This is a genomic window from Mycobacterium nebraskense (genome assembly GCF_002102255.1).
Taxonomy (GTDB): domain Bacteria; phylum Actinomycetota; class Actinomycetes; order Mycobacteriales; family Mycobacteriaceae; genus Mycobacterium; species Mycobacterium nebraskense.
On the sequence record NZ_LQPH01000125.1, the window covers coordinates 93,762 to 112,779 of the forward strand.

The 19,018-nt window shown below is 66.8% G+C and carries 18 protein-coding genes and 2 pseudogenes; 5 read left to right on the forward strand and 15 right to left on the reverse strand.

Annotation, left to right across the window (positions count from 1 at the left end; translation table 11 throughout):
• Positions 1 to 114: 114 nt before the first annotated feature.
• Together AWC17_RS15695 and AWC17_RS15700 are read right to left on the reverse strand one after the other, a co-directional pair.
• Positions 115 to 1,215 (reverse strand): tyrosine-type recombinase/integrase, encoded by a 1,101-nt coding sequence (locus AWC17_RS15695; protein WP_007172409.1) that lies wholly within the window; start codon positions 1,213 to 1,215, stop codon positions 115 to 117.
• On the reverse strand, positions 1,205 to 1,774 hold the full coding sequence (locus AWC17_RS15700) for a hypothetical protein (protein ID WP_007172408.1): 570 nt from the start codon (positions 1,772 to 1,774) through the stop codon (positions 1,205 to 1,207). The genes AWC17_RS15695 and AWC17_RS15700 overlap by 11 nt, the downstream gene beginning before the upstream one ends.
• A 335-nt stretch (positions 1,775 to 2,109) precedes the next feature.
• Between AWC17_RS15700 and AWC17_RS32095 the strand changes: the two are divergent.
• Positions 2,110 to 2,271: pseudogene (locus AWC17_RS32095) on the forward strand (YnfA family protein); the annotation flags it as partial.
• On the opposite strand, the gene AWC17_RS15705 reads toward AWC17_RS32095, so the two are convergent.
• The 4 genes from AWC17_RS15705 to AWC17_RS15720 form a co-directional block, all read right to left on the reverse strand.
• Positions 2,268 to 2,531 (reverse strand): hypothetical protein, encoded by a 264-nt coding sequence (locus tag AWC17_RS15705; protein WP_007172605.1) that lies wholly within the window; start codon positions 2,529 to 2,531, stop codon positions 2,268 to 2,270. The pseudogene AWC17_RS32095 and the gene AWC17_RS15705 overlap by 4 nt on opposite strands.
• 143 nt (positions 2,532 to 2,674) lie before the next feature.
• Positions 2,675 to 3,013: a transposase gene (locus AWC17_RS15710; RefSeq protein ID WP_033718757.1), complete on the reverse strand. Its 339-nt coding sequence runs from the start codon at positions 3,011 to 3,013 to the stop codon at positions 2,675 to 2,677.
• Between the two features lie 11 nt (positions 3,014 to 3,024).
• A complete protein-coding gene (locus tag AWC17_RS15715) occupies positions 3,025 to 5,394 on the reverse strand; it encodes a copper-translocating P-type ATPase (protein WP_089150873.1) in 2,370 nt (789 codons plus the stop codon).
• A 55-nt stretch (positions 5,395 to 5,449) separates the two neighbouring features.
• Positions 5,450 to 5,746 (reverse strand): DUF1490 family protein, encoded by a 297-nt coding sequence (locus AWC17_RS15720; RefSeq protein ID WP_033718771.1) that lies wholly within the window; start codon positions 5,744 to 5,746, stop codon positions 5,450 to 5,452.
• A gap of 121 nt (positions 5,747 to 5,867) precedes the next feature.
• Here AWC17_RS15720 and AWC17_RS15725 point away from each other — a divergent pair, with 121 nt between their 5' ends.
• The 3 genes from AWC17_RS15725 (at position 5,868) to AWC17_RS15735 (ending at position 7,846) form a co-directional block, all read left to right on the forward strand.
• Positions 5,868 to 6,299, forward strand: a complete 432-nt coding sequence (locus AWC17_RS15725; RefSeq protein WP_007170246.1) for a heavy metal-responsive transcriptional regulator — start codon at positions 5,868 to 5,870, stop codon at positions 6,297 to 6,299.
• A gap of 3 nt (positions 6,300 to 6,302) precedes the next feature.
• On the forward strand, positions 6,303 to 7,073 hold the full coding sequence (locus AWC17_RS15730) for a DUF2182 domain-containing protein (protein WP_007170247.1): 771 nt from the start codon (positions 6,303 to 6,305) through the stop codon (positions 7,071 to 7,073).
• Between the two features lie 440 nt (positions 7,074 to 7,513).
• Positions 7,514 to 7,846: a YnfA family protein gene (locus AWC17_RS15735; RefSeq protein WP_007170248.1), complete on the forward strand. Its 333-nt coding sequence runs from the start codon at positions 7,514 to 7,516 to the stop codon at positions 7,844 to 7,846.
• 242 nt (positions 7,847 to 8,088) lie between these two features.
• Here AWC17_RS15735 and arsB read toward each other — a convergent pair.
• Both arsB and arsM read right to left on the reverse strand, forming a co-directional pair.
• Positions 8,089 to 9,596: pseudogene (gene arsB / locus AWC17_RS15750) on the reverse strand (ACR3 family arsenite efflux transporter).
• A gap of 101 nt (positions 9,597 to 9,697) precedes the next feature.
• Positions 9,698 to 10,498 (reverse strand): arsenite methyltransferase, encoded by an 801-nt coding sequence (arsM, locus tag AWC17_RS15755; RefSeq protein WP_007170251.1) that lies wholly within the window; start codon positions 10,496 to 10,498, stop codon positions 9,698 to 9,700.
• Between the two features lie 88 nt (positions 10,499 to 10,586).
• On the opposite strand from arsM, the gene AWC17_RS15760 reads away from it, so the two are divergent.
• Positions 10,587 to 10,973: an ArsR/SmtB family transcription factor gene (locus AWC17_RS15760; protein WP_007170252.1), complete on the forward strand. Its 387-nt coding sequence runs from the start codon at positions 10,587 to 10,589 to the stop codon at positions 10,971 to 10,973.
• A gap of 53 nt (positions 10,974 to 11,026) precedes the next feature.
• Here AWC17_RS15760 and AWC17_RS15765 read toward each other — a convergent pair whose 3' ends face one another.
• The 7 genes from AWC17_RS15765 to AWC17_RS15795 form a co-directional block, all read right to left on the reverse strand.
• A complete protein-coding gene (locus AWC17_RS15765) occupies positions 11,027 to 13,315 on the reverse strand; it encodes a heavy metal translocating P-type ATPase (protein ID WP_033718775.1) in 2,289 nt (762 codons plus the stop codon).
• A 64-nt stretch (positions 13,316 to 13,379) separates the two neighbouring features.
• Positions 13,380 to 13,676 (reverse strand): DUF1490 family protein, encoded by a 297-nt coding sequence (locus AWC17_RS15770; protein WP_033718759.1) that lies wholly within the window; start codon positions 13,674 to 13,676, stop codon positions 13,380 to 13,382.
• 81 nt (positions 13,677 to 13,757) lie between these two features.
• Complete coding sequence (gene cmtR / locus AWC17_RS15775) at positions 13,758 to 14,114, reverse strand: Cd(II)/Pb(II)-sensing metalloregulatory transcriptional regulator CmtR (protein ID WP_007170255.1); 357 nt, start codon at positions 14,112 to 14,114, stop codon at positions 13,758 to 13,760.
• Between the two features lie 71 nt (positions 14,115 to 14,185).
• A complete protein-coding gene (locus AWC17_RS15780) occupies positions 14,186 to 15,007 on the reverse strand; it encodes a hypothetical protein (RefSeq protein ID WP_046182414.1) in 822 nt (273 codons plus the stop codon).
• A gap of 79 nt (positions 15,008 to 15,086) precedes the next feature.
• On the reverse strand, positions 15,087 to 16,112 hold the full coding sequence (locus AWC17_RS15785; RefSeq protein ID WP_007172501.1) for a TniB family NTP-binding protein: 1,026 nt from the start codon (positions 16,110 to 16,112) through the stop codon (positions 15,087 to 15,089).
• A complete protein-coding gene (locus tag AWC17_RS15790) occupies positions 16,100 to 18,175 on the reverse strand; it encodes a Mu transposase C-terminal domain-containing protein (RefSeq protein WP_224111287.1) in 2,076 nt (691 codons plus the stop codon). The genes AWC17_RS15785 and AWC17_RS15790 overlap by 13 nt, the downstream gene beginning before the upstream one ends.
• A 5-nt stretch (positions 18,176 to 18,180) precedes the next feature.
• A complete protein-coding gene (locus AWC17_RS15795) occupies positions 18,181 to 18,921 on the reverse strand; it encodes a TnsA-like heteromeric transposase endonuclease subunit (RefSeq protein ID WP_099459185.1) in 741 nt (246 codons plus the stop codon).
• Positions 18,922 to 19,018 lie beyond the last annotated feature (97 nt).

Below are 19,018 nucleotides of genomic sequence, written 5' to 3' on the forward strand. Positions count from 1 at the left end.
GCGCTGATTGCGGGTTCGCCTTAGATTACCGACCGGGTCTGACACAAGCCGTCCTAGCCGCTGTTGGTCCAATTCTCCCAGCTGGCAGTGCGTTGTGCGATGGCCAGTGCGAGGTTATTGCGTCGAATCTGCGGGCGAGGCCGCTGGGCGATCGCCGTCGCCCTCGACTGTGGGAGCGAGTAGTTCATAGAGTGGGTTTTGCGCGGCGGCCGAGCGGGTTTCAGAGCCAGCGGCGGTGACGTAGCGTTGCGAGGTGGCCATGGATTCATGGCCTAGCAGCTTCATGAGGGTGTAGACGCTGATGTTGGCGCCGGCGAGCTCGGTGGCGTAGGTGTGCCGGAGCGCGTGAACCATCGCGCCGGGGGTGCGCTGGGCGTCGGGCCCGGCCAGGTTGAATGCGCGCAGCACACGGTATTGCAAAGCGCCGCGGGTGATTCGGGCGCCATCGCGGCCGACGAACAGAGCCGCGCTGGCTGGCCACTGTGGCCGCGGATTTTGGCCCGATCGCCCGCGGGTGGTGGCGGGGAAGCGGGCCGCCCGGGTGGTGAGGTAGCTGTTGAGGACGTCGACGAGGGCTTGTTCGATAGGAACTGAACGGTGCTTGCCGCCTTTTCCGCGTACCCGAAGGACCCCACCGCCGTCGCTGAGACGTAGGTCGCCGATGTTGGCGCCCCGGAGCTCGGCCGCGCGCAGCCCGGCCAGCAGGGCCGTCAAGATGATGGCGCGGTCGCGCTCGGGCCAGTCGGTCGCGCGTTTGTTGGCCGCCGGCGCCTCTATCGCGGTGATGAGTGCTTCAGCGGCCTCGGCGGGAAGTGATCGGGGAAGGGCCTTGGCCGGTTTGGGTTGGCCGATCACCTGCATAGGATTTCCGGGGAGCAGTTCGGTGGTGTAGAGGTAGGTGCACAAGGTGTTCCATGTCGACCAGCAGCGGCGGATCGAGGCTGCTTCGTGGGAGCCAGCGTAGGCCGCAAAGGCTTGGCGCAGCGCATCTTTGGTGAGGTCAAGCGGGTCGAGCCTTGACAGGTCTTGTCCTGGGTCGGCGCCGGTGATGGCGCTGGCGATCGCGTCGAAGTCTTGTCGGTAGGCCTGCAGGGTGTGCGGCGATGGCTTGCGGGTAGCGCGGTCGGTGAGGAATGCGCGGAACCAGCTAGGTCGTTGGGCATCAGTGCGTCCACGGCTCGGGCTCGGGGTCCGTGGACGTGTTTCACCCGCCACGGCGAGCCGGTCCGGGCATGCGCCACTTGATGAGGAATTCGGCCCACCCGTGGGTACGCCGCTGGGGCCGGCCGAGTGCTACCCAGTCGGCATGGGGTGCGTCGAAGGTCCAGCGGAATACGTCACGCCATCGCGCCGTGCGGGTGCGGGTTGGAGTCACGTAGCCAGAAAGATAGCTATGGCCCGCTGAGACAAGCACTTTGGTGAATGTGGACCACTCGCCGTCATCCTCCCACCACAGCGCGGGAAGACGACCGGTGTTTTGCAGGGCGGTCAACTGTTCGGCTTCGGTGTGGGTGTCGACCGCGTGGACGAAGCGCATCCACGTGGGATCGTCTCGGCGAGGCTTACCGAGCTTCTCCCACAACGCATGTGCATTGTCCCAATCCCAGGGCTTTTCCCAGAACGCCCACGAATCACCCGACCACGCGACAGCGTTCGTGTCGGAAAGCACCTGCGCGAACTCGAACACGGGTCGGCTGAAATCACTCCAGCTCCACCCGTCCCTGGGAAGATCGTCGATTGACGCTGGTGGCGGCCACGTGGCCTGGCTGGTCATGTCTCACATTCCTTGGTGCGCGGGTGGGCGAGTGCGGCTGGTCGCCGACATTGTTCATGCATAATAGCTGTTATGCATGAGAATGACGGCTGGTGTGGCAAATTTCGCGGTTTGGGTCGAGCCTGACCGCCGCCAGCGGGACTTGCCGTTTGCTATTTGAGGGTTGAGGCACGAGCGTGGCGATGAGTTGGTGTCTCTGCAGCGGCTGCTGACATCGCCGAGCCGGCTGTCCGTTGTCGTTCTATCTGAGGCAGGTGCGGGCGTCTGACCTGCGGTGCCTCAGATCAAATGGCGATCCTGTTGCGGGTGGTTTGTCATCTGATCTGAGGTAAATAGGCCGGATCCTGGCCGCCTACGGGGAGGCGTGTTCGTCGGCGGCTCGCTGGCGTGGGGTATGGCCCTCGAGGGGTTCCGACCCGGCCGCTGGGACGTGCTTGGCGCCCCTGGTTTTCCTGGCCGGCGTTGCCGTGAACATGTACGCTCCTCGCGGCCACTAGCTTTCGGCCGCAATCGCCCGTCGCAGCGCGGTCAGTATGACGTCACGGCTGGGCAGATCCAACCGACAGACGTCACCCGTCGGCGGCCGATCGGGACGCATCACATCGGTGCCGTCAATCAGTATCGACGGTGACGGAAAGGGTCCGACCCGCTCAACGATCGCCGTGTTGATCCCGACCACGGCCAAACAGTCGACCAGCATTTCATGGGCCGTTGCCGCGTTCGGACAGCCCGGGCTGCTCAGAATCTCAATCCGCATCCCACGGTCTCCCAACACCCGTCATTAGCATCTCAGGTGGGTCAATTTTCGCGACCCGGTGACAGTTGCAGCCGGAGTTCGACGCGCCCGGTAGCTCGGCGATTTCGGGTACGCCGTGGCAGGCGCACTCCCTTGCGGCGAGTTCAAGCCGCGGCTCGCCGCTGCTGCGGTCGCAAAGTGTGCCGAGACGCGTCTATGCCGGCCATTTCTTGCGCCTGCTCGGCTGCGGTCTGCCCTAGCCGGACCAAATCCGCTCGCTCCTGGACCGAAAGCGGCTGTTCGCCAGCGACATCTGGCCGCTGGCCGTCACCGCTGCGGGCCTGGGACATCAGCCACCGCTCATCGCGCACCCATGTATGCAGCAGGCTCGTGTCCACGTTTAGCTGGCGGGCTACCTCAGCGACTCGCCGCTGCCCGTCGATCACCATGTGCGCGGCCGTGACTCGATACTGCGGGGTGAATGAGCGCCGATGTTGTGGCATACCTACTGGCTTCACGAATCCCACGTCGCGCTATCTGGGATGTCCACCATGTGGGCGGTCTGGGGCGATCCTTGTCGGGTGTGGCGGCCGAAGCGGCGTAGCCGCAGCGAGTTGGTGACCACGCTGACCGAGGAGAGCCCCATCGCCGCTCCCGCGATGATCGGGTTGAGCAGACCGAGTGCGGCTAGGGGGATCGCGGCGGTGTTGTAGCCGAAGGCCCAGCCAAGGTTCTGGTGGATCGTGCGCAGCGTCTGCCGCGAGAGCGCGATCGCCTCCACAACACCGTCGAGCCGGCCGGACATCAGCGTGATGTCGGAGGCCTCGATGGCCACGTCGGTGCCGGTGCCGATCGCAATGCCCAGATCGGCCTGCACCAGCGCGGGGGCGTCGTTGACGCCGTCGCCCACCATCGCGACCACCCGCCCCTGGTCTTGTAGCCGCTCGATCTCGGTGACCTTGTCCTGCGGCAGCACCTCAGCCAGGACGTGATCGATGCCGACCTGTGTGGCGATCGCGGCGGCGGTGCGCGCGTTGTCGCCGGTGATCATGGCGACCTGCAAGCCCATGGCGTGCAGTTGAGCGACCACGTCGGCGGCGTCGTCCTTGACCGTGTCAGCGACGGCGAGCACGCCCACAACGTGGTCGTCGCGGCCGACGAACACCGCGGTGCGGCCCTGCTCTTCGAGTTCGGCGGCCGCCGCCGCAAGGTGCTCAGGCAGCAGCAGCTCGTGGTCGTCGACAAGTGTGCGACGTCCGACCAGCACGGTGCGGCCGTCGATCTGGGCCTGCACCCCGTGGCCGGCGAGGCTGGCGAACGCCGTGGCGGCCGGAATCTGCAACCCCAGCTCGCGCGCGGCCGCGACGATCGCCGCGCCGATGGGGTGCTCGGAGCCCGACTCGACCGCGGCGGCGATCTGCAGCACCAGATTGGGCTGGCGCCGCTTGCCGGCAATCACATCGGTGACCCGCATCTGGGCGCGGGTCAGCGTGCCGGTTTTGTCGAACACCACGGTGTCGATCTTCTTCGACGCTTCCATCACCTCGCCGCCTTTGACCAGGATCCCCAGCTCCGCGCCGCGGCCGGTGCCGACCGTGATCGCCGTGGGAGTGGCCAGGCCCAGCGCACACGGGCACGCGATGATCAGCACCGCCACCGCGGCGGTCATACCGGCGACCGGGTTGGCGGCGATCAGCGTCCACCCGGCAAACGTCACCGCGGCAACCCCGACGACGGCCGGGACGAACACCGCCGAGACCCGGTCAGCCAGTCGCTGTACCGGCGCCTTGCCGCCCTGTGCCTGCTCGACCAGGCGCACAATCTGCGCCAGCGCGGTATCGGCGCCGACGGCGGTGGCGCGCACGGTCAGCAGCCCGTCGATGTTGACCGTCGCACCGGCAACACGGTCGCCCACCGATTTTTCGACCGGGACGGACTCGCCGGTCAGCATTGACTCATCGACGACGGCGCGCCCGTCGGTGATCTCGCCGTCGACCGGGATCTTCTCCCCAGGCCGTACCCGTACCAGGTCTCCGACTTGTACCTGATCAACCGGCACGAGAATTTCTTGCCCGCCGACGAGCAGGCAGGCTTCCTTGGCGCCCATCTCCAAAAGCTTGCCGATCGCCTCCGACGCCTTGCTCGTGGATCTGGCCTCGAAATAGCGACCCAGCACCACGAACGCAATGATCAGCGCCGCCGTCTCGAAGAACAGTGCGCCACCGGCGAACAACTCATACGTGGAGTAGCCGAATGCGGTCAATGTGCCCAGTGTGATCAGCGTGTCCATGTTGGCGCTTCCCGCCCGCGCCTGCTGCACCGCGCCGCGCAGGAACGGCCACCCGGCGACGAATTGCACCGGTACCGTCGCCGCGAACGCCAACCACCCCGCCCACGGATAGGCGCCGAACACCATCGTCGACACCGACGCCAGCAGCGCCAACGGCATGGCCAGCCACAACCGCCGCAACCAGTTCCGCTGCTCACGCCTGTTCAGTTCACCCGAGGACGCCGTGCCGCACGCACCGCCCTGTCCCTGCCCGCAGCCGCCACTACCCTCGGTGTCGCGCGGCGCGTCGCTATCGGGCCGGGCGCCCAGTAATCGGCGGAGTCCACCGATGGCCTTGCGCACCACCCCGGGGGTGCGCGCATCGCCGGAATGCGGGGCACGGGTGGGCACCAACTCTGCAGGGATGTGCTCGGCTACGCCGATCGCCGACAGCACCGCCGCGGTGTCGCAGCGCTGCGGCGAATACTGGATCACCACCGATGCCGTGCGCGGATAGGCCGTCACCGCCTGCACACCGGGCACCGTGGCCAGAGTCTCCTCGATCGCGACGGCCCGGACCGCATCGACATGAAATCCGGTGATGCGCAGCCGCATCCGCCCGGACGCGTCCGATACGACCGTCGCCGTGGCGTCGGCGGCCGGCAGGACCTCAGTCGTCATGGCCGTCGCCCGGGCTCGTCACGATCGCCGGTTCGGTGTCCTCTCCGGCGCGCTCTCGTGCCTCGGCAACCACGTCGGCGACCGTCAATCGGATCTGTTCCGTGTTCGTTTCGGCCGTGCGCTGCGCTTCGCGGGCGGCCCGGATGCCCCACGCGGTCACAGCAACGGTTGCCGTGCGCAACGGAACCTTCGCCACGGCCGTGCGCACTGCCTCATACGCCGCAACCCCCACCACCCCGGTTACCACCGTGGGCGCCGCCTTCATCAAGAACCCATGCCACGCCATACCAAGCACTCCCTTCCCGTCGTTGCACCGCCAAACGGTGACCAGTCGGCCACGGTCGCTGCGGAGCGACACGAACCCATCCTTGACCTTCCAGTACAGTGGAAGGTCAAGGATGGGTTCCATGCAGATCGGCGAACTAGCGAAACTCAGCAATACCAGCGCGAAAACCATTCGCTTCTACGAGAACGCGGGGCTGCTCCCGCCACCGGCACGCACGGCGTCGGGGTACCGCGACTACGGGCCCGAGGTCGTGGATCGGCTGCGGTTCATCCATCGGGGCCAAGCCGCCGGGCTGACCTTGCAGAAGGTGCGCCAAATCCTGGCGATCCACGACCGCGGTGAGGTGCCGTGCGGGCACGTGCAACAGGTCCTGCACACCCGTCTGGACCAAGTCCGCGCGCAGATCGCCGAACTGGTCGCCCTCGAAGGCCACCTGCAGACCCTTCTCGACCACGCGGCGCACGCCGCGCCCACCGAACATGACCAGTCCACGGTGTGCTGGATTCTGGAAAGCGACCTGGATGCCGACGCCACCGTCGGTCCCGGCCACTAGACCATGAACAGCACCGAAATGCGTGAGTGGTCATGGACTGATGCGTGGTTGCCGGCCGCCCTGCTGGGTGTGGCGGGGGTGGGCTGGTGGTGGTCAGTGGTCAGCATGACCGGCGACGCCATGTCTATGGACACCGAGCCAGGAATGCCCATGGAGACCGCGCCAATGATGTCGTTCGCCGGTTTCCTCATCGCGTGGGTGGCCATGATGGCCGCGATGATGCTTCCTGCGGTCCTGCCCGTCGTTCGCGCCTACGCCCGCGCCGCCACCGGCAGCGCCGCTCCAGCGATCGTCTTCGTCGCCGGATACCTGGCCCTGTGGAGCGCCACCGGGATCCCCGCCTTCTGGGCGTGGAGCCACCTCAACGGGCCACTGGCACACGGATCACCGTGGGTCGGCCGCCTGGCCGGCGCCATAGCGCTGGCCGCCGGGATCTATCAGCTCACGCCGCTGAAAGCAGCGTGCCTGCGGCACTGCTACTGGCCATTGTCGGTTTCCCCGCCGTGCGGCAAGTACCACGACAGCCCGGCCCGGGCGCTTCGTGCCGGTGGGCGCTACGGCGTCTTTTGTCTGGGCAGCTGCTGGATGCTGTTCGTAGTCATGATCGCCTTCGGCACCATGCAATTGGCGTGGATGCTGGCGCTCTCGGTGGTGATCTGGCTGGAGCGAGTCGCCTCCTTCGGCGATTGGCTCACGCGCGTCACGGGGGCGGTGCTCGTAATCCTTGGCGTTGTGCTGCTGGTGCACCCCGCGTTGGTCATCAACCTTGTCTAGCGAGGAGTTAAGTCATGACGACGACGACACAACCACGCACCCGCCCCTGCGCTTTAGCGGCGACATTTTGATCTGGCTGTCCGCTGTCGTTTGATCTGAGGCGCTGCTGGCCGTTTGACCTGCGGCGCCTCAGATCCGTGCGCTTGAGCACAGTATTGCGGGGTTGATCGAGGATGCCGGTGCTGCCTGCGTGAGCGGGTCCAGTGCCGAGTGCCCAGTTCTCGAAGAACTGACTGAACCGGCAGTGCGGCATTCGATTTGAACGCCAACGCATTGCCGTGTTCACGTCGGTTCCCGTGGGTTGGCTCTCTGAGTATGGTGTGCGGGGCAGGTGTCTGTCACGGGTACGCGCACGGGTCGACGATCGGGTTGTGGGGCTGCCGCGTCCGGAAGCCGGGGACGCCCCGATGCCCCGGCACGGTCTCCTAAGATCAGCAATCATGGTGGCGCGTTCAATCCTGTTATTCGTCCTGGCTGCGGTCGCCGAAATCGGCGGTGCCTGGCTTGTCTGGCAAGGCGTCCGCGAGCAACGTGGTTGGCTCTGGGCGGGACTCGGCGTCATCGCGCTAGGAATGTACGGGTTCGTCGCCACCCTGCAGCCCGATGCCCATTTCGGCCGGATCTTGGCCGCCTACGGCGGCGTATTCGTCGCCGGCTCGCTGGCGTGGGGCATGGCCCTCGACGGGTTCCGACCCGACCGTTGGGATGTGATCGGCGCCCTGGCCTGCCTGGTAGGCGTTGCCGTGATCATGTACGCCCCTCGCGGCCACTAGCTCAGCATCACGTGGCGGCCGGGCAGGCCCAAACCGACCCATCGGGGGCGGATCGGGACGCATCACCTCGGCCCCGCCGATCAGTATCGACGGTGACGGAGACGGGCCGGCACGCTCAGCGATCGCCGTATCGATCCCGGGTACGGCCAGACAGTCGACCAGCATTTCATGGGCCGTTGCCGCGTTGGATAACCCGGGGGGATCTCAGTGGCGCAACAGGTTTCGGTGACTGTGGGTTTGGGTTATGTAGTGGTGCCAGGTAGCAGTTCGGCGATCAGGGTCTGGACGCGGTTGGCGATGTCGTCGCGGATGGAGCGGACGACCTCAAGGGCTTGGCCGGCGGGGTCGGGCAGTTTCCAGTCCCGGTAGGTGACTCCCGGGAAGTATGGGCAGGTGTCTCCGCAGCCCATGGTGATCACGACGTCGCTGGCTTGCACCGTGTCGGCGGTGAGCACCGCGGGGCTGTTGGCTGTGATGTCGATGCCCAGTTCGGCCATCGCGGCAACGGCCGCCGGGTTGACTTGGTCGGCGGGTTCGGTGCCCGCGGAACGGACCTCGATGCGGCCACCGGACTGGTGGATCAGCAGTGCGGCCGCCATCTGGGAGCGACCGGCGTTGTGCACGCAGACGAACAGGACGCTGGGTTTGTCGGCCATCAGCGGGCACTGCGTGATTGGGACTCGGGTCCGAAGAGGCGGGTACGCAGCGCCAGGGACACGTAGACGAGTCCGACCAGCACCGGTACTTCGATGAGCGGGCCCACGACCCCGGCCAGGGCCTGCCCGGAGGTGGCGCCGTAGGTGGCGATCGCGACGGCAATCGCGAGTTCGAAGTTATTGCCGGCAGCGGTGAACGCCAACGTGGTGGTGCGCTCGTACCCGACGTTGAGGAGGGCGCCGAGCAGGTAGCCGCCGGCCCACATGATCGCGAAGTAGGCCAGCAGCGGCACCGCGATGCGGGCGACATCGAAAGGCCGGGAGGTGATCTGATCACCTTGAAGGGCAAACAGGATGACGATGGTGAACAGCAGTCCATAGAGTGCCCAGGGGCCGATGCGGGGCAGGAATTGCGACTCGTACCAGGTGCGGCCTTTGGCGCGTTCGCCTAGGCGGCGGGACAGGTACCCGGCCAACAGTGGGACGCCGAGGAAGATCAACACCGATTTGGCGATCTGCCACGGGGAGACCTCGATCCCGGTCTGGGACAGGCCCAGCCAGCCCGGCAGCACCGACAGGTAAAACCAGCCCAGCGCGGCGAACATGAGAACCTGAAAGATCGAGTTCAACGCGACCAGCACTGCGGCGGCCTCGCGGTCCCCGCAGGCCAGGTCGTTCCAGATGATGACCATGGCGATGCAGCGGGCCAGCCCGACGATGATCAACCCGGTGCGGTATTCGGGCAGATCGGGAAGTAGCAGCCACGCCAGGGCAAACATCACCGCCGGCCCGATCAGCCAGTTCAACACCAGCGAGGACGCCAGCAGTTTGCGGTCGGCGGTGACCTCGCCGAGCTGGTCGTAGCGGACTTTGGCCAGCACCGGATACATCATCACCAACAGCCCAAGGGCGATGGGCAGCGAGACTCCGTCGACCTCAATGGCACTTAGGCCCGCGCCCAGGCCGGGCACCAGCCGCCCCAGCAGCAGGCCGGCGGCCATCGCTACCCCGATCCATACCGGCAAGAGCCGGTCCAGGGTGGACAGCTTGGCGGCCACTGCGGGTGCAGCAGTCGATATGGCGGTGTCACTCATGAGGTTTCTCTCCCGTGGCGCGAGCGGCGTACCGCTTCACTGGCAGCTGTCAACGTGAGGTGGGTCGGGGCGCGGTGGCGCGGTCGTTCGCTGCGGCTGTCTCAATCAGACGATGCGGCGGGTTTGGTGGCGTGGATGATCGCGCCGTGCATCCCTTCGGCCACCTGGTGGGTGAACGTGACCGTGGCATCGGTGAACCCGGCCGCGGCCAGTCCGTCGAGGTACTCCTGGCGGGACAGCGCTCCGGCGATGCAGCCGACGTAGGAGCCGCGTTCGGCGCGCTCGGCCGAACTGAGGTGGTCTTCGGCGACGACGTCGGAGATCCCGATCCGCCCGCCGGGGACCAGCACCCGGAACATCTCGGCGATCACGGCCGGTTTGTCGGCGGACAGGTTGATCACGCAGTTGGAGATCACCACATCGACGGCGGCATCGGGCAGCGGGATGTCTTCGATGGTGCCCTTGCGGAACTCGACGTTGGTGACACCGGCCTTGGCTCGGAATTCTTCGGCGTTCCGCCTCGCCAAGGCCAGCATCTCGTCGGTCATGTCGACGCCGTAAGCAAACCCGTCCGGGCCGACCCGGCGCGCCGACAACAAAACGTCGATCCCGCCGCCAGAACCCAGGTCAAGCACCCGCTCTCCGGGGTGCAAGTCAGCGACCGCGGTCGGGTTACCGCAACCCAGGCTGGCCGCAACCGCTTCAGCGGGAATCTCGGAGTGCTCGTCGTCGCCGTAGAGACCGGCGCCGAAGATGGTCCCGATATCGGCTGAGTCGCTGGACCCGCAGCAGCTCGCGGCGGTCAGCACATCGCTGTTGGTAGCGCCCCCGCTGATCGCGGTGGCGGCGGCGCCGTAGCTGGCCCGGACCTGATCACGCAGCTCATTGTGTTCGGCGGTCATCGCACCTACTCTTTCCATCGACAGACATCTATGTGAGCAGTGTGCGGGAAACATCGATGACTGTCAATGCGTGTGTCATACTGGGGCCATGCCCGCCGCGATCGCCTCCCCGACCGAACGCGATGACTCGTTGCTGGTCGCTGACGTTGCGGCGTGCTGCAGCCCGATCACCGACGGCGTACTCGACGCGGCCGCCGCCGAGCGGCTGGCCGGCGTGCTCAAGGCGCTGGCCGAACCGACCCGGCTACGGCTTGTGTCAATGATCGCGGGCCATGAGGGCGCCGAGGCGTGTGTATGCGACCTGACCGCTACTGTGGGGCTATCCCAGCCGACGGTGTCGCATCACCTCAAGATCCTGGTCGAGGCCGGCCTGCTCGACCGAACCCAGCGCGGCAAGTGGGCGTACTACCGGCTGGTGCCCGCGGCCCTGGATGCGCTCGGCGGGGTGTTTGTTGTCCGTTGTCGTTGTGGCTGAGGCAGCGCTTGAGGGCCTGACCTGCGATGCCTCGGATTCAGTGACGGCCGCCGCTACCTTGAGTTGTCCTGCCGCCGGGTGTCTCGTGCTGGCCCCGCAAGAGGCGTTATGCGTCCGGCGCGTACGCCGTTGGCGATGACGACGACTTCGGCAAGCTCGTGCACCAGTACGACCGTGGCCAGGCCGAGGGTTCCGAACATCGCCAGCGGCATGAGCACGGTGATGATGCCCAGGGAGAGTCCGACGTTTTGCACCATGATCTGCCGGGAGCGTCGAGCATGTGCTAGTGCGTGGGGCAGGTGCCGCAGGTCTTGGCCCATCAGGGCGACGTCGGCGGTTTCGATCGCGACATCGGTTCCCATGGCGCCCATCGCGATTCCCAGGTCGGCGGCGGCCAGGGCCGGAGCATCGTTGACGCCGTCGCCGACCATCGCGGTGGGCCGGTGAGCGCCCAGTTCTGCGATCAGGTGAGCCTTGTCCTCGGGGCGCAGTTCGGCATAGACGTGCTCGATGCCGGCTTGGGCGGCGAGCGCCGCCGCGGTGGCGTGATTGTCGCCGGTGAGCATCGTCACCTGGTAGCCGCCGGCACGTAGCGCGGTGATGACCTCGGGAGCTTCTGGGCGTAGTTCGTCGCGCACGGCGATGGCACCGAGCAGCCGGTCATCGCGTTCTACGAGCACCGCTGTGGCCCCGGCTTGTTGCATGTGCGCTACGTGATCGGCGAGGTCGGCGGGGTCGATCCAGCCGGGCCGGCCCAGCCGGATGGCTTGCCCGTCGAGGTGGCCGGTCAGCCCAGCTCCGGCAACGGCGTGCACGTCACTCGCGGCGGCCACCGGCGCTTGGGTAGCGGCCAGGACGGCCGCGGCCAGCGGGTGTTCACTGCGGGTTTCCAGCGCGGCCGCGACCGCCAGCACCTCTTCGCGGGTGGCGTCGTTGGTGGTGGCGATGTCGATGACGGTGGGCCGGTTGGCGGTCAAAGTTCCGGTTTTGTCCAGCGCGATCCCACTGATGGTGCCCAGGGCTTCCAGCGCGGCACCGCCCTTGATCAGTACCCCGATCTTCGAGGCGGCACCGACTGCCGCCACGACGGTCACCGGCACGGCGATGGCGAGCGCGCACGGGGACGCGGCGACGAGCACCACCAGAGCGCGTTCGATCCACACCAGCGGGTTACCGAAGATGCTGCCCGTCCCGGCGATCAGCGCCCCGGCGATCATGATGCCCGGCACCAACGGCTGCGCGATCCGATCGGCCAGGCGCTGGCTGGCGCCCTTGCGGGCCTGTTCGGCTTCCACGATCTGCACGATTCGCGCCAACGAGTTGTCCTCAACGGTCGCGGTGACCTCCACCTGCAGCACTCCGGACCCGTTGATCGACCCGGCGAACACCTCATCACCGGGTCCGGCCTCTACCGGCACCGATTCGCCGGTAATCGCCGAGACGTCCAGGGCGGTGCGCCCGGCAACAATGATGCCGTCGGTGGCCAGGCGTTCCCCGGGTTTGACAATCATCTGATCACCGACGCGCAGTTCGGCTGCGGCCACCACGGTTTCGACACCTGCGCGCAAGACCGTGGCCTGATCCGGCACCAGCGCCAGCAGAGCACGCAGGCCGCGGCGGGTACGGGCCACCGCGTATTCCTCCAAACCCTCGCTGATGGAGAACAAAAACGCCAGCATCGCGGCCTCGCCGACCTGACCGAGTCCAACAGCGCCGAGCGCGGCGATCGTCATCAACGTGCCGACACCGACACGGCCCTCGGTCAGTCGCCTAACGGTTGAGGGCACGAACGTCGAAGCGCCCACCGCGAGCGCCACGACTTTCAATCCCAACGCCACCGGCCCGAATGGAGTCAGCCACGCCGTCACCAGTGAGGCTGTCAGCACCACCCCGGAGAACGCGGCCCGCCGCAGCTTGACAACGCCCCACAGCCGCTCCGACTCAGGGTGGCTGTCGTCGTGGTCGCAGCAGCCATCGCTTCGTTGCACTGGTCGTTGTGAAACCCTGTCAGCTTGCTCGCCGGATAGCGTCCGCTCGCTCCAGTCGAGGATTCTCTGCACCACACCGGGGTTGCCTCCCTCGACCGAGTGCGGCGCCCGGGCGGGCACCGACTCGGCAGGGATGTGCTCGGCGGCGGCGATCGCCGACAAAATGGCAGCGGTGTCGCAGCGCTCGGGTGAATACCAGACCACCACGGAAGCCGTGCGCGGATACGCGCGGACCGCATCCACACCAGCCACCGTGGCGACCGAGTCCTCGATCGCGACAGCCCGCACCGCGTCGAACCGAAACCAGTTAGCACGCACCCGTATTCGTCGCGCACCCGCAGACACGACAACCAGCGCGGCCCCGTGATCGGAGGAAACCTCAGCAGTAGGCACAATCGACCTTTCCCCGTGAAAACGGCTAACCCATCACTTGGCAGCAGTCGTCATCGTCAGCCTTGGCGGCGGGCGGCCGAGGGGCATCGTCGCCGATGCGTCCGCGGGCTTCGGCGACCACGTCGGCGACTTTCAGCCGGGCCGACTCCGCTGCTACCTCTGCGCTCCGAGTTCCGCGCAGTCCCCACTCCGTCACGGTCACCGCTGCCCGGTGAACCGGCGCCGTGCCCACCGCCTTGCGCAGCACCTCGTAGGCGCTCACCCCGACCAGCCCGGTGAACACTGTCCCGGCTGCTTTGGCCACGAACCCATGTATAGCCACTGCTTATCCCTTCTGTTCTGCCAACTCACTACGATTGAGCGACCGCGATCTTCAAGGTCACCGGATCGCTGCCACTGATGGTCATCGACCAACGGTGGCCTCGGCTGCGCCCGATGCGGCGTCCTCGCCGACACAGGGCTGGTCGGTATCCACCGCCAAAACAACCTGGACCAGCTCGCCCAGAGCACGGGCGAGGTGAGGGTCGGCCAGCGCGTAGCGAACCTGCCGGCCCTCATAGGTCGCGATGACCAGCCCGCAGCCCCGCAAACACGACAAATGATTGGACACATTCGACCGTGTCAACCCCAGCTGCGCAGCCAACTGGCCCGGGTAGCACACCCCATCGAGCAGTGCCACCAGAATCCGACACCGCGTCGGATCCGCCAGCGCTCGGCCCAGCCGAGCCAGCGCCGATTCCCGCGTCTCACACGTCAGCATGCACCAAACAGTACAGCCGATACTGATATGTCAGCAAGGGCTGAATTGTGCCATGGCTCCACACGCCGCCGTCAGCCCTGACGCCGCCCAGCTGGCCCAGCCGGGCACGGTGATCGCGGGGATTGACCTGGTCGTGGTTTCCACGCGTCGAAGTGGTGTGCGCGGCGGGTGGCGCTGAGTTGTTGATCGTGGATCCACTGTTCGATGGGGCGGGTTTGGTCGCGGTGCTGGGGAAACCGGGCGCTGACGTTGACGTAGACCGCATCGACGGCGCGGGCACGGGCGGGTGTGGCTGGCGCGGTGCCCCAGATCCGGCGATGAGCGCCGGCCAGGATGGCGGCCAAGGCGATCAGGTCCGGGTAGGCGCCGATGTGCGTGTCGGCGTCGGCGCGGGCAGGCGGCAGCGTAAACGGGCTGGTGCTGCGTGCCCAGCAGCGGTGAATCCGCGCGGCATCCCTGACCGCGAAGCGCGCAGCGTCGCTGTGACACCGATCCAGTCGGGCATGGCGCTGCGCTGCGGCGATCACCGCGGGGGCGCAGCGCAGATCGCGTTGATCGTCGAGGGTGGAGGTGCCTGCACCGATCCATCGGCGGTGGCGGCAGCAGACGGTCGCGTAGTCGGGCAACCAGCAGTAGACCGGCTCATAGACACCGCGGCGTGCCATGCACAGGCGGCATGCGGGCCGGGCGTGGCGGCGTTGGCGGGTGGTGTCGCGGTCGGGGGCGGCCAGCCCGATGAGCCGGGCGTGAAGGATGCCCACGGGCTGGCCGCTGGCGGTTGCCAACCAGTCCGGCCGGGGACGGCAGATCGCTGGACCGTCGGCCAGGTAGCGCCGCAGACCTCGGGGTTCTAGGTGGTTGGCGTGCGCGAGCCGATCAAGATAGGACTGCACCGTTTCGCCACGAAACGGTGTGACGGTGCGCGGTAGTGGCGCGGCAGGCCCCTGCGGCCACGCCGGTGGGGTTGATACGTCAGCTGGCATGGCGTTGCGCCGATGTTTGGGCTGCGTAGTCGATGAGCACCGTGTCCATCAGATCCCTGGTGAGGTTCTCGGTTTCGTCGAGCATGCTGCGGATCGCAGCCGAGCGGATCAGGTGCGCCAGGCTGCCGATCATTCCGCCGGTGCGTCGATGCAGGTATTTGGCTTCGGCGACCAGCGTTCCCGCGGTGTGATGGTGCAACCGCAGGGTGCCTTCCATCGCGGCCACCAGCGACTTCCATTCCCCGGCGTACGGGAACGGGCTGGTGTTGATCACACCGCAGCGCCCGGCGAGCTGGCGTCCGCGGGTGCCGGTGAACACACCGGAGCGCTCGACGTCGATGCCGGCGTAGACGAACGTGGCGGGCAGGTGTTCGGTGAAGTACTTCAGGTGATCGGACAGTTCCTCGCCGGCCCGGGTATCGAGGTTGAGGTTGTGGATCTCGTCGACGATCACGATGTCGGTTCGGGCGTCGATGAGGACCTGGCAGACAGCGTCGGCGATATCGGTGACATTCATCCGCGGTTGCATCGGCGGAAGGCCCAGGAATCGCGCGAACTCCATCGCGAGTTTGCGCGCCGAGCCTTTCGGGGGCGCGGTCACGTATACGATCGGGATCCGGGACTTGTCGGCGAATCGTGTCCTGATACGCAGTTCGTGGAATCGGCCGAGTTGTTTGACCGCGGTGGTCTTGCCGGTCGCGGCCGCCCCGGAAATGATCAGCCCGCGCCGGGCGCCGATCTCGCGTTGGTTGAGCAGGGTCAGCAGCCGGCCTTCGTTGGTGATGCGCTGGATCGCCGACGTGGTGACCACGACCAGTTCACTGTGATGCGCTACCCGGGCTTCGTTGTAGTTGGTCCGTTCGGTCTCCGACAGGGTGCTCCACTGCTCATCGGGTAACAGGGTGAACTCGGGTGGATCGGCATCGACGAAACGGCGCCAACCCTCGAGCGTGGTGGTGGGTTGGCGCCGGTCCTCGAGTTGGCTCACCGGGGCAAAAGTGTTCACAGCCGCCACGATTCAGCCTCCTTGCGTGCATCGAACACCGGTAGTGGAATGACTTGGGCGATCTCGATGTCGTCGGCGTCCTCGTCACCGCCTGGCGGCGGCTCCTCATCGCAGGGTTCTGCGGTATCCGGCGGGCGGGGCCAGGCCGGTGTCGCGGTGGCTCGCGTTCGACCCGCCACCCTGCGATCCTTGGATTCCTGTCGGGTGGGGGCGGGGCCTTGCGCGGCCCGGTCGAGCAGGTCATCGGCCGCGCGGGCGATCTCGGCTTCGGTGGCCTGATCGCATCCGCGCTGGGCCAGCACGGACCGCGCATGCTGCCATACCAATTCGCCGAACGGTACCGGGTGGCTGCGCAAATGCGTCCAGGTCGCGGCCAGCCAGCCCTCGTCGTGATGGTTGCGCACCCAGATCCGCGACACGTCGTAGGGGTCGTAGTGCACCTCCCACTGGCCCTTCTTGGATTCCACCCCCGAGTGCTGGCGGCGGTAGGGGTTGAGTGCCTTAGCGTCGTAGCTGCGGTTGTTGACCCGGATCCCGTAGGCATTGATGCGCCGCCAGCACGACGGCAGTAACTCGATGTAGTCCTCGGCCGACAGCGGCACCGGAACATACCCGGCGACCTCGACCAAGGCGGCGTACTTTTCGTTGGGCGTCAACGCCTTGCCCGGGGTGACGGGGTCACGCAGGCCGTCGTGGGGCCGGTTTTGCCATACCGCGACGATCCACTCATCCAGCAGGGCTTGCAGCTCCACGATCGACCACACTGCGTCCTGTTCGGCGTTCTTGCCGCGCCGCTCGACGCTGGAGCCGACATACCCGGCGACATGCTGGGCGAACAAGGTGGCCACCGACTGCAGGGTCCGCTCGATCTTGGGTTTGTCGGTCGGCGTATCCGGGTGGGCGGGCTGCAGATTGATCCCCAACGTGCAACACGCCTGCCGGAAGGTTTGCGACAGATACGCCTTCCCGTGGTCGCACACTACGGTCTCCGGGGCGATCACCGGCCGGGCGGCCGCATCGGCCAACCGTTGATCCACGCCGGTCAAACAGCGATACGGCAGCACCGACCGCGACATCCGCAGCGCATCGGACCACTCCGGCCGCATCGGTTCTGGCGTCAACGCTCGGGCCAGCAGCAGCGCCGCGTCGACCGCTTTGGTCGTGGGCCGCAACACCGCGGCCGGAATCGAGCAGGTCGCGTCGTCAACCATGCCGGTCAGCTCGACCCGGTCCACCGTGCCGTCATCGAGGACCACCCGCACATCCAGGGGGGTCGAATCGATCTCGACCACCTCGCCGGGGCGCGCCACCGTCAGCGCACCGAACGGGCCGTCGGGCTGTTTGGACAACGAACGCCGGGTGCGCGCGGACCCGAACGTGTGCCGGCCCTCCGACAGCCTCTTCACCAGACGATAGAACGTCCGCTGAGACGGCATCGCCGGTGCGTCCTGGGCACCGTATTGAGCCACCAGCGATTTGGTCACCCGTCGCTGCAGGCGGCTCACCGTCCCGGTCGACACGTCGGTCTCGTCATCGATGGCCTGCCGCACTGCGGCCACCAGCCGCTCGTCGACGCGGCCGAACATCGCCCGCCGGGGAATGTGCCGGCGATCCACAACCCCCAGCAGGCCGTCTCGTTCGTAGGCATAGCGTTGCCGCTGCAACGTGTACAAGCTGATCTCGTGGCCAGCCGAGCGCAGCTCGGCGAGCTTGGCCAATTCGCGCTGCCGCAACGAACGCGACGCCGGATCGAACTCCGGCCGCGGCCGGCTACCCGCCTCGGAATCAACCCGTCGACCCGTCAACACCTCGATCAAGTGCCGTTCCCACCAGCGGGCCCGCTCGGCGGCAGCCTCGGGCACCCCGGCCAACGCTTCTTCGGAACACAAAGCCGGTCGCGATCCTGACACCAACTCCAACGCCGGGTCGCCCAGCAGCCGAGACAGCGGTACCACCGACTGCCCGCCGACCGCATCGGTCAGCCTGGCTGAACTGCCCGAAAGTGTGACAACCGTGAATACGCCGTCGGATAACCGGATTTCATCGCCCTCGCGGATGACACCCGACCGCATACCCGTCATCGTGACAACGCGGGCCCGACGATCGACTCCTCGGTCAAGACAGCCGCGGAAAGATCCACGCCCAGTCGCCGGTGCCACAACAGGTGAAACAGCACCGGCAACACCATGATCGCTTCACCGACCGGTCTCACCCCGGTCATCAGCGGCCGCGCCGAGTCGAACACCGCCTCCAACGCTGCGGCGACCGCCGGGCGGTACACCCGTGGATGCCGATACCCAGACAACCAGCGCAAATTCGCCGTCACGACCGGATCCGCAACGCCCGCTCGCCGATAGGCCCATCCCAGGGAACGGCACGCCTGCTCGGACCGGTCGAACAACTCAGCATCAGCATCCGATATTCGGTCATCGGCCCGCACGTCAAGAACCGTCGCCGTTCCGTCGGACAACCGCACGAAGTAATCAGGCACGTGGTGCCTGCCGTCACCCCAATGGAGCCGGAACGGCTGCGACGCAACACCAACCACCGCGGGATCGGCGTCCAGCGCGATCAAATGGTCACGCTCCGACCACGACTCGTACCCAACGTGCTCACGAGTCGTCGAAAACCACCACAGGCCTGGATAATTGCCCTGCCCGCGAAACGCTGGGAAACCACGCACGGGTGAGCAGTCCAACTCAAAGGCCACTGCGGCACACTCCGCCAGCGGCAAGCGCGAAGAACCCCCGGAGGAGTTGAATTCCACCTCAACGCCACCGTTGACCTGCGGCCATAGCGCCGCCGGCGCCACACTCACCTAAACAACGCTACCGGCGGTACCTCGGATAGATTGGCAAAGACACGCCGATACCGCAGATACGGTGGCAATACATCACATCGGATGTCAACGGACA